At 62.2% G+C, this 10596-nt stretch carries 12 protein-coding genes and 1 pseudogene; 10 read left to right on the forward strand and 3 right to left on the reverse strand.

Annotated features, from left to right (window positions below):
• The 9 genes and pseudogenes from AX725_RS21300 to AX725_RS11620 all read left to right on the forward strand — a co-directional run.
• A partial coding sequence (locus AX725_RS21300; RefSeq protein ID WP_202185045.1) for a hypothetical protein occupies positions 1-209 on the forward strand: 209 nt, incomplete at its 5' end.
• Between the two features lie 183 nt (positions 210-392).
• The gene (locus AX725_RS11585) at positions 393-908 is read left to right on the forward strand and encodes a hypothetical protein (RefSeq protein ID WP_066114015.1); all 516 of its coding nucleotides are present in this window, start codon (positions 393-395) and stop codon (positions 906-908) included.
• Positions 902-1273 (forward strand): hypothetical protein, encoded by a 372-nt coding sequence (locus AX725_RS11590; protein WP_022675508.1) that lies wholly within the window; start codon positions 902-904, stop codon positions 1271-1273. The genes AX725_RS11585 and AX725_RS11590 overlap by 7 nt, the downstream gene beginning before the upstream one ends.
• A 75-nt stretch (positions 1274-1348) precedes the next feature.
• Positions 1349-1651 (forward strand): type II toxin-antitoxin system Phd/YefM family antitoxin, encoded by a 303-nt coding sequence (locus AX725_RS11595; RefSeq protein WP_022675507.1) that lies wholly within the window; start codon positions 1349-1351, stop codon positions 1649-1651.
• On the forward strand, positions 1632-2036 hold the full coding sequence (locus AX725_RS11600) for a hypothetical protein (protein ID WP_022675506.1): 405 nt from the start codon (positions 1632-1634) through the stop codon (positions 2034-2036). Before AX725_RS11595 ends, AX725_RS11600 begins: the two co-directional genes overlap by 20 nt.
• A gap of 580 nt (positions 2037-2616) precedes the next feature.
• Positions 2617-3297: a hypothetical protein gene (locus AX725_RS11605; protein WP_155645943.1), complete on the forward strand. Its 681-nt coding sequence runs from the start codon at positions 2617-2619 to the stop codon at positions 3295-3297.
• Between the two features lie 400 nt (positions 3298-3697).
• Complete coding sequence (locus AX725_RS11610) at positions 3698-3907, forward strand: hypothetical protein (protein WP_039330732.1); 210 nt, start codon at positions 3698-3700, stop codon at positions 3905-3907.
• Positions 3908-4127: 220 nt separating this feature from the next.
• Positions 4128-5060 (forward strand): helix-turn-helix transcriptional regulator, encoded by a 933-nt coding sequence (locus AX725_RS11615; RefSeq protein WP_039330735.1) that lies wholly within the window; start codon positions 4128-4130, stop codon positions 5058-5060.
• Positions 5061-5258: 198 nt separating this feature from the next.
• Positions 5259-5735: pseudogene (locus tag AX725_RS11620) on the forward strand (glycoside hydrolase family 130 protein); the annotation flags it as partial.
• A 161-nt stretch (positions 5736-5896) separates the two neighbouring features.
• On the opposite strand, the gene AX725_RS11625 reads toward AX725_RS11620, so the two are convergent.
• The 3 genes from AX725_RS11625 to gnd form a co-directional block, all read right to left on the reverse strand.
• The gene (locus AX725_RS11625; protein WP_196490602.1) at positions 5897-6433 is read right to left on the reverse strand and encodes an SRPBCC family protein; all 537 of its coding nucleotides are present in this window, start codon (positions 6431-6433) and stop codon (positions 5897-5899) included.
• A gap of 468 nt (positions 6434-6901) precedes the next feature.
• Positions 6902-7708, reverse strand: a complete 807-nt coding sequence (locus AX725_RS11630) for an LOG family protein (RefSeq protein WP_081097107.1) — start codon at positions 7706-7708, stop codon at positions 6902-6904.
• Positions 7705-9039, reverse strand: a complete 1335-nt coding sequence (gnd, locus tag AX725_RS11635; protein ID WP_353611474.1) for a phosphogluconate dehydrogenase (NAD(+)-dependent, decarboxylating) — start codon at positions 9037-9039, stop codon at positions 7705-7707. The genes AX725_RS11630 and gnd overlap by 4 nt, the downstream gene beginning before the upstream one ends.
• Here gnd and AX725_RS11640 point away from each other — a divergent pair.
• Positions 8978-10465 carry an MBL fold metallo-hydrolase RNA specificity domain-containing protein gene (locus AX725_RS11640; protein ID WP_082730822.1) on the forward strand — a complete coding sequence of 496 codons (1488 nt, stop codon included), beginning with the start codon at positions 8978-8980 and terminating at the stop codon, positions 10463-10465. The genes gnd and AX725_RS11640 overlap by 62 nt on opposite strands.
• Positions 10466-10596: the final 131 nt, after the last annotated feature.

Raw genomic sequence — 10596 nt, forward strand, 5'->3', positions numbered from 1 at the left:
TCGCCTGGCGGCGTTCGAAGCCCAAGGCGTCGCTCGACGGCTTCGGCAGCGAGAGCGAAGGCGCCCTGCCGCCGCTCACCGCCACCGGCGACGAACCGGCCAGCGACCGCAGCGTTGACAGCGCCGCTGCCACCGGCGACGGTCTGGGCGAGAGCACTGCGCCCAAGCCTGCAGCCAAGACCAAGGCGCGCGAAAGCGTTGATGCCTGATTGTCATCAGCCCCCGTGACCGGTGCCGCGACCCGCGCCGGTCACACCAGGAAGGCCCGTCCGCGCATGTGTCGCGGGCGGGCCTTTTCTTTTGCAGCCTGCTGTCGGGCTCCACAGAACTGCTGCGGGAACACGGCCAGCAAAAGGGAAGGGGGAGGTTCCGTTCAAGCAAAGGAGGCTTGAATGGCACATACAAACTGGACTCTCGATCTTGGCGGCGCCCCCACGAACGAAGACTGCGCGCAGATCGGGCACACCCCCAATTTCGACCTCGTGAATACCGCGGAAGCCACGCTCTACAGGGCTGCGCTGCTTGCAGTGGCTGGGCCTCCGCCCGCCGGAATCACCCTTCGGATCAAGGCCAATGCCCATGATTTCGGAACCTACCGGACGGTCGAGGCGAGCATTGACAATGACCAGGACGATGGTAGCCATGCCAGCTATCTCGAGACCCTCGAGACCGGCATCGCCTTCTGGCATCAGGCCGGGTTTGCACCGCCTGAGTTCGGCAAGCTGACGGCCAGCGATCAGCTAGCGGTTTTCGTCTTGGATGCCGTCGCAAGCGCGCTGCGGTCCACACGTCCGAGCAGCACCGGCGGATTCTTTCCGGAGTCCTCCGGGCCGATCCACCGCAACCTCACCGCAGCCTTTCCGGAAGCGGCGCAGCGCGCCTTTTCCGAAGCGAGCCTGCCATGCTGACCGACAGCGAGCGCTTCGCCTTCAGCGTCTGGCGGATCCATGCGTTCGCCTCGACGGGCAATGCCTACGACGCCGTGCAGACCGACGAGAGCATCGCAGCCGGTGACACCCTGCTTGTTCTCGATGAACGGGTTGTCGGTGTCGCGATGACTTGGCCTTTTGCCATCACGGCACAGCCGGGCAAGCTTCACGCGGTCTGTGCGCCTGGCGCTGGCGAAACCCTTGGGCACATTGAAAGGGCGCTCGATGTTCCAGACGGGTCAATCGCTCGAGCCTGCCGCCTCGCAAGGACACTGGGCATTGCGATTGATGCGGGCCTCGTCCCGTGGCTGTCTGAGCCGCTGGCGAGAGATGGGGACGACTAGCGCGGCGAGTGGCGCCACAGAAATCTTGCTATTTTGGCAATAATTGCTATTTTAAGGCCAAGAGGAGATACCACCATGCCAGCGGCGGCGAATGAGCACCCCAGGGTTCCCCTAACCCGGTTTCACAACAACACCGGCGAGTTCCTCGATCTGGCAACCAAGCAGCCGGTCGTCCTGACCAGCCATGGCCGCGAGCGGCATGTAATCGCAGATAGCGAGTATTTCCGCCATCTTGAACAGGCGGCACGCGGTGTGATCGCCGGCCACATGAATATCGAAGCTGTCGCTTCGTCCGACATGACCGGAGCCGACCGCAAGGCTTTTGCCAATGCACGGCCTTCGGCCAGTGAACTTGCCAATGACCGCTGGGAAGACTGACCGACCCGCCGCAGGCCATATCCTCCGTTACGTCTATCTCTTCGAGGAAGAGCAGAGACGAGGCCGCGACGAAGGCGTCAAGGAACGCTTCGTCGTCGTTGTGGGTGTGGACGGCTCGCGCTATCTGGTCGCCGCGATCACGACCAAGGGCGAGGGGCGCAAGAACGCCATCCCCATCCCCGATGAGATCGCACGCACAGCCGGGCTCGTTCCGGGTAGCGCGATTGTCGTTTCGGAATTCAACCGGTTCACCTGGCCCGGGTTCGACATCAGACCCCTGATGAAGCAGCCCGGGTACATTGCCGGACGACTCCCACCGCGGTTCACAGCAAAGATCATCGATGCCATCGGAGCCTGGGGCGCCGCTGCCGTCGATCGCGATTGATTTCCGGAACGCCGAGGCAGCCTGCTCCTTGGAGCCTTGTCTGATCGTGCATCAACGTCAGGCCAGTCACGCCGGCGTTGTGGATTGGCGCCGGAGGTGGCCGAGGTCGGGTATTCCGGATCAGTGCCGCAGAGGGACCTCTCGCTCACCGGGATCGGCAAGGGCGGGCGAATTATCCCGTGATCATCATCGTCAATAACAAGCCGGTACGCGGCGAAGTTGATGTCCAGGCGTGCGATAAGCTCCTGTGCCAACAGCACGTCCGCCGACCAGTGCCCATGCCTCTTTGGTCGAGCTTAGGGCCAACCTGCAGAAATGCGAGCCGTGTTGCCCGGCAAGCCGGGCTGCCCGCACCACCTCGATTTCCGAGGTTCCCCGCGCGCGGAAGCGCGCGGTGTCCCAGCTCTCCCGCCGAGGCTCGACAAGGGCACCGGCGGACGAGCCGTCGGTACCAAGGAGGCTCTTGCAATGAACATCGTCAACCTCGTCGGCCGTCTCGCCAAGGATGCGTGCCAACGCTCCGGGGGGGCTGGCGTGCGGGCGCTATGACGTTGAAGGCACCGATGGTCAGGGGAGGGTGGTGCTACGCGATGCACAGGGCAAGCTGAAGCGCTTCGACCCTTCCAGCATCGACCCGGCTGACAAGCGCGATGCCCTGCGACTTTCAGAGAAGCACCGGGAGACGATCTACGAAGGTGACAAGGTCCGCTGGAACGAAAAGGACACCGCTCGCGGCCTGATGAAGTCCGAAGAGGCCCGGATTCTGATGATCCAGGACGGGGTCGTAACGGTCGAGAACCGCCAAGGCGACACCATCGAGCTCAAGCAGAACGACCGGATGCTCGAGCGCATGGGTCTCGCCTATGCGCTGAACATGCATCAGGCGCAGGGCGATACCCGTGACATGGCGATCGGCGAGATGCACTCGGCCGCTCGCAACCTTTCCAACCAGCGCCTTGCACTTGTGATGATGACCCGCGTGCGTGACGACATCACGATCGTCACCAACGACAAGGACCGTCTGCTCAGTCAGATTGAGCGCAACCCCGGCGACAAGACCAGCGCGCTAGAGACCCTTGGCGAGAAGCAGGTCGATGAGGGCAAGGGAAAGCGTACGTCCGCTGAATTCAGCCCGAAGATCCCCGAACACCTGCGCGCCGGTAGAGACAGCCTCGCGCCGCTTCCCAATGTGGCAAGGGACAGCCTGCGGTCAGTACCTCAGATCGACCTGCCCGAACGCAGCATCGAACGCAGCCGATAGGAGAAGAGTCATGCTACGACGAGATCCAGCGATGTCCGGTGCGGAATCAGGTTCTGCAAGTGAGCCAATTTCTCTCGTTTCGCATCCGGTAACGGAAGGGTTCATCAAGGCAACAGGGGTTGATGCTCCCGGCGTCGCTGAGCCGGTTGGGGTCCAGCTTGGCCCTTTCCCCGGACCGGAATGGGTTGCTCTCGGTTTGGCCATCCTGGCCTCAGTGGCTGCCGGATCGCTGGCGGCTGCGTGCGCAAAAGTCTTCCGGAAAATAGTGCGGCTGCACCCTTCACGGCTCAGGGCTCGCCAATCAGCCACTACCCGATCGACCAGGCCCCAGAGGCAATCGGCATGATCCTGCGCATCCAATCTTCCAGACCGTCCATCACCACATCAAGGAGAGCATGAAATGGCATTCGATTACGAAGATGCCGGAACCTTCGGCAGCGAGCGCGAGGCGAAGGACTGGGCGCTGCGCAACAAGATTGATCTGCGCGATCTCCACATCCACAATGCCGGCGGTCAGCGGGTCGAGGTGGGTATTCGCAAGAGCGCCTACGACCAGCGCGAAGACTATGACAACCGGTACGGGCAGAGGCAGGACGGCTTCTGGCGGTGAAAGTTTGATGTGATGTGACCGACTGACGCCTGATGAGCCATTGGATCAATCGCGGAAGAGATATGATCCCCCGACAGATCAAGAAGCCAATCTTTTGGCTCATTGCGTGATCCATCTGCGGGCTGGCTCGGGGTCGGTAACCCTGCTTTCCGCGAAAATGAGGCATAGATGATTGTCGTTATTGCGTCGGAATGGCTCATTATTGAGGCAGGAGGACGTTATGAGCACCATCAACCCGGACAAATTGATCTTCCTGCGTAAGGAAGCCGGACTGACCGCCGAAGCGTTGGCCGATGCGGCCCACGTCGGCCGCGCTACCATCACCCGAATTGAAAACGGGAAAGCGGGCCCGACCCGACCCGAGACGGCCAAGAGACTGGCAAGCACCCTGAAGTGCCAGCCTGCGGACCTTTTCACACCTCCCGACCCTGATCAGGCGCGCAACTTTTTCAACGATCGCGCGCCCCTCGACCTCAGCATCTCGAATGCGGCGCAGAATGCGCTGGAGCTTGTCGCCATGCGCTACAATGAGACCCGCGAAACGATCCTCGAACTGGCGCCGCTGCTGTTCGACCTTGTCGCGCGCGAGAGCCTCCTCGAACGCAGCAATCGGCTCGCGGAACTCAGCGCCCGGCGTGACGCCGTTGGTGAAATGGGCCGTCATTTCTCTCACCTCGGCGGCAGGTTCCTGCATGATTGGCAGGCGGAAGAAGTGGAGACCCAGGAGGAGATCTCGATCCGCAAGCGGGATCTTCGCGCCTCCTACGTTCTCGAGAGCACGAAGATCGAGGATGCCTTCGTGCCGCAGGATTATGACGAGGAATGCGACAACCCCTTCGTGGACCATCTGAAGCGGCGCATGGAAGAGGTGCGGCAGGATGGCGACGACGCACCTTCGCTCGACGTGTGGCCAGTATGGCGCAGCCCGAGTTACGACGTTGGAAATGGGGAGGCATTGGTCCTCGCGCAGGGCGATATAGAACTGGCGAGGTCGATCTTGACAGGTGCTGTCCAACTCGCTCGGCTACCGAAAAACCTGCGCGGTGCAGATGCCGCGGAGGCAAGATTGGGCTGGATGCGTGAGCAAAAAGCTCTGCACGACGAGAAGATTGCAGAGCTCCTCGGTGATCTCCTTATCGATGCAATCGAATAAGGAGGGGCGCCATGAACAGGAATCCATTTGGCGCGGGCTCTCTCACCGGTCGCGGCGCGGCTCAGTCGACCCGGCACGGCCAGCTACGACAGGCTGAGCGCTGTGTCCCGCAGTTCATCATCGATGCGCTGATCGACTTTGGCGAGGAGCGGTTTCTCGGAGGCGAATGCAGATCATACAGCTTCACCAAAGCAACCTGGAAAAAATACGCCTGCTATATGGGATCGGATCGACGGGAAATACGCGATGATCGGACGGCAGGATAACGAGAACATCTGGCTCCTGGCCTCGGACGATGTTTACGATTGGAACGGCGGGGCAAGAATAGTCCGGCCGCGTTGGCCTTGGGAATTCGTCCAGATGGGCAACTGCGGCTCGCCGATCGAAATCGACGAGGGTTGGTTGCTCATGACTCACGGTGTTGGACCGGCGCGCAATTACTGCATTGGCGCTTGCCTCCTCGACCGAAAGGATCCTGCCAAACTGCTTGCCCGGGTCACACAGCCGTTGTTGCGGGCCGATGCGGACGAACGGGATGGTTACGTTCCCAATGTCATGTACAGCTGCGGTGCGATGGTTCACGGGCGGACTTTGGTGTTGCCCTACGCTGTTGCCGATAGCTTCACTCGTTTCGCCACAATGCCGCTCGATCGGTTGCTGGCGGCGATGGCGTAGCGGGATCGCGATCCAGGGAGAAGCCAGACAATTGACAGCACGCCATCTTGCTGCTTCACCCGCCGCAATAAGGCATATCCGCAGGAGGAACACCCTGACCGGTGAGGGTGTCGTCGTGCAAATTTTTCCTGTGCGTTGTTCCGAGCCCCCTGCCCGCGCGGTCACGCGGCGAAGGTGTGTGCTGCATCGTTCGCCATGGATCGGGTGCACCAGCGTGCATATGCGCGGCCAGGGATCAGTCCCAACAAGCGCCAGGGCCAATTCGGCAGATCGTAGTCGATGAAGACCGTCAGCCGCGAACCGAGTCCTTGGGGGGCAATGTCGAAACCCATCCGATAGGCACCGATGACCAGCAATCGCGGCACGCCTTCGGTTTCCCAGGCCTTGCGGCGAGGCGGATCGCGTTCGGTGACGATCTCGCTCAGCTCGAGCGAAAGGCCCAGCACCTTGCCGTGCATGCCGATCCTCGAGCCCAGCATACGTCCGCGATCGTGATCGAACGTGAACTTCATCGAACTCCCGGCCATCATTGCAGAAGACTGCATCATGTGGGACGCCAGCTTTGCTTGATCGTCCAGGTGCTCGAACAGCGTTGCGGGATCGACGGCAATATCGACCACTACAGCCGCTCTGTGCTGGTAGAATCTCTGTGGTGATTTGCCGTGCGGCATCGAATCCTGCCGTTCTTCGCCCTTCACCGTAGAGCGTTCACTTGACTGCATGGCGCCGGCAAGCCGTTCAACAGCAGCCGCCGGACTTCATCGGCATGGCGGAAGGCGATGGGGACGGCGAAGGGTGAGGTGCCGCGGCGGGCGCGCGCTGGGTTCGCGCGGAGCGCTGCCGATGCCGGACAGGGTGCTTCGGCTTCGCCTTGGGTTTCACCTGCTGCTTTGGAGCAGGCATGTCGCTCATGCCGGGAGGCATCTGGTCGGCCAGGGCGGGGCCGATACCTGCGGTCAGAAGTCCCAAAGCAGCGACGATCATCGATGTTCTTTTCATGCAGTGTTTCCTTGCTCATGGCTGCCACGGTTCGGTCAGCCTCGCGGGGATTCTGCGGCGGGCGGGTTAGAGGCGCTATACGTAGATCGCGAATGGACAGCGCGGGCGATCACGCCGACGAAAGAGCATCGCATCGACAGCGCCAGGCCGCGGAGCGCTGGCCAGGCCTACGATACGGGTTCAAGGCCGAGGCTTATCAGAGCCTGCCAGACCTCATCGGACGTATTTGCATAGGCGAACAGTTCGCGATCGGCGCGATCGATCATGCCGTTCTCGCAGAAAACATCGAGATTGATGGCTGCCTGCCAATAGCTTTGGTCGAACAGCACGATCGGCACCTTGGGAGCCTTTCCGGTCTGGCGGAGGGTCAGGATTTCGAACATCTCGTCCAAAGTCCCGAAGCCGCCCGGGAATACGACCAGAGCGCTGGCGCGCATCGCGAGGTGCATTTTGCGGATCGCAAAATAATGGAACCGGAATGTCAGCTCGGGCGTGGTGTAGGGATTGGGTGCCTGCTCGCGCGGGAGCGTGATATTGAAACCGATCGTCGGTGCACAGGCATCGTGCGCGCCGCGATTGGCCGCCTCCATGATCCCCGGCCCGCCCCCAGTGGCGATGACATTGACCCGTTTGCCATCGTTGCGCGAGAGCGCGCCGCCGCGTTCGGATGCCAGTCGGCCGAACTTGCGCGCCTCGTCATACCAGAAGCCGCCATTGCCAGTTTGCCCTGCCCGGACCCGTGCACTGCCGAAGACGACAATCGTCGACAAGACGCCCCAAGCGCGCAGAGCCTCTTCGACTTTTTCGTATTCGAGCAGAAAGCGGACCCCGCGCATCGAATCGCCGAGAATGAAGTCCTGATCCAGCGCGGCCAAACGGTACGAGGGCATGTCCGCAGCGCGCACGCTTGGAAAGCAATGCTCGCAGGGATGCGGTGTGAGGGCGCTGCAGTACGGCTCGTCATTCGAGGTCATCGGCGCGCTCCAATATCCTCGGGGCGGGTTCCGCGTGATCCTTGGAGCTGCGGCTGCATGGCCTCGCGATGACCGCCGAACTCCTCGCGCATGGCCGAAAGCATCTTGTCGCCGAACGTATGCTCGTGGCGCGACCTGAACCGCGCATTCAATGCGGCAGCCAGGACATTGGCCGGAACACCTTGCTTGATCGCGGTCGATACGGCCCAACGCCCCTCGCCGGAGTCGTCGACCTGTCCTTCGAGATGCAGCAGCTGGCCATCCTTGGCCAAAGCGCCCGCGATCAGGTCGAGCAGCCAGGAGGATACGACACTGCCCCGCCGCCAAACCTCGGCGATATCCGCGAGGTTGAATTCGTATCGAGCGCCTGTCCGATCGGCCAGGACCGAGGCGTTTCGCAGGATGTCGAAGCCTTCGGCGAACGCCTGCATCATCCCATATTCGATGGCGTTGTGAACCATCTTCGCGAAGTGTCCGGCGCCGTGGGGTCCGGCATGGACATATCCATGGTCCGGCCTCTGGTCTGCGCCCTGGCGTCCGATCGTCTGTGCCGCTGCGCCGATCCCGGGCGCCAGCGCCTTGAAGATCGGATCGATATGGGAGACCGCTTCGGGCGTTCCGCCGATCATCAGCGAGTAGCCGCGCTCGCGGCCCCAGATGCCGCCGCTCGTGCCCACATCGACGTAACCGATCCCGCTTTCAGCGAGCAGGGCCGCCCGGCGAAGATCATCTTCATAGAAGGTGTTTCCGCCATCGACGATGATGTCGCCGGGAGACAGGAGGTCCGACAGGGTGTGAATGGCCGTTTCGGTTGCGGAGCCGGCTGGCAGCATTATCCAGAGGACGCGCGGCGCGGACAGGGCTGCTACCAGCCCGGACAGATCACGTGCTGCTTGAGCTCCAGCTGCCGCGATTTCATCCACCCGCGCCAGGTCGAGATCGAAGGCAATGCAGCTGTGCCCTGCGGCCAGCAGCCTGCGGGCGATATTGCTGCCCATGCGGCCGAGCCCGACAATTCCGATTTGCATGCCGACCGTCCCCCTCTCCATCGTTTTTCGCTTCGAAGCGCGCCAGGCGAATATAGACCCGGCATGCGTTCGAGCGCCCTGACCTGGTGCAACTGCGGCGACGCGGCAAATAGCGCCATAGGTAGATGTCACATTGCCCCAGGTCGCCGCGCGACCATTCGCTGCGAGCAATACGTATGGCCTTCGTCCCGCACGCCAGAGAAAATCGGTCCTAGAACCACGATTTCGGGAGGCAACGTCCATGCACAAGCACAAGAAGCACCGCGCGAAGGACAAGTCCCGCGGACATTTCCTCCCCGGCATCGAACCGCAGGCGAGACTTGACGTAGAGCCTCGTCCGTCCGGACATGGACTTGCGATCGGTTTCTTTGGCGCCAGCGGAACCGTGACGGGATCGCGCTACCTTCTCGAAGACGATTCGACGCGAATACTGGTGGATTGCGGACTGTTCCAGGGTGGCCGGGAGCTCAGGGGACTCAATTGGGCGCCGCCTCCGCCCGAGGTCGATGACGTCGAAACCATTCTCCTCACGCACGCGCACCTCGATCATTCCGGAGCGATCCCGCGCCTGGTTCGCAATGGCTGGAAAGGGCGGGTCATCGCGACGCGCGCCACGGCCGAACTCTGCGAGCTGCTGCTTCCGGACAGCGGCCATCTCCAGGAGAAGGACGCCCAGTTCGCCAACCGGCGGGGCTATTCGCGGCATCGGCCCGCCTTGCCGCTCTACACCCAGAATGACGCTCTCAACGCACTGGAGCATTTCGAAGGTGTGGCTTTCGACGCAGCTGTAGAGGTCGCCCCCGGCATCTCCGCGCGCTTTCGCCGCGCCGGCCATATCCTTGGCGCAGCCTCGATCGAGATCGACTGGAAGGGCACGAGGATTCTCTTTTCAGGGGATTTGGGCCGCTACGACGATGCAGTCATGTTCGATCCCACACCGCCGCCGGAAGCGGACTATCTGATCGTCGAATCCACGTACGGTGACCGTGAGCATGATGCGCTCTCGCCCGAACTGGCTTTGGGCGACACTATCGAGCGCTGTATTGCGCGGGGCGGGACGGTCGTCATCCCGGCATTCGCGGTCGGACGGGCGCAGTCGCTGCTCTACTACCTGTCCCTGCTCAAGCAAGCGGGGCGGTTGCAGGGCGCGCCGGTCTATCTCGACAGCCCGATGGCGATCGACGCCAGCGAGATCATGTGTGCCCACTCGGGCGGCCACCGTTTGTCCCGCGAGCAATGCAAAACGGCCTGCGCAGTCGCGCACTACGTCCGCGAATCCGAGGAATCGAAGGCCCTGACGGCAGATCGGAATCCGAAGGTCATCATCTCGGCGAGCGGCATGGCCACGGGCGGGCGCGTGGTCCATCATCTCGCCCAGTTCGCGCCCGACCCCAAGAACCTCATTCTATTCGCAGGGTTTCAGGCCGCCGGAACCCGCGGGGCCGCGCTTGTTGCCGGGGCAACGACGATCCGGATCTTCGGCGAAGAGGTGCCGGTCCTTGCCGAGGTGACCAACCTCTCGATGCTGTCGGCGCATGCCGATTGCAATGAAATCATGCGCTGGCTTTCGGGCATGCCGAAGGCGCCGCGCAGGACCTTTGTGACCCACGGCGAAGCCAGCGCCTCAGCGATATTGGCGCAGCGGATCGTACGCGAACTCGGCTGGCACTGCGAAACTCCCCGGCTGGGCAGCTGGGGCGACATGGCGCTGGCCACGGACCACGCCTGACAATGTGACCAATACGTATGTCAAGCAGGGACGGGGGTCCTTATCCCAATGAATGAAGACAGGATCTTCCCCATTAGGGGTCCGGTGAGAGAATGTTCGAAAACGTACGCTAAGGGATCAGAGCGATTGCA

The organism is Blastomonas sp. CCH9-A1, assembly GCF_001557175.1.
Taxonomy (GTDB): domain Bacteria; phylum Pseudomonadota; class Alphaproteobacteria; order Sphingomonadales; family Sphingomonadaceae; genus Blastomonas; species Blastomonas delafieldii_A.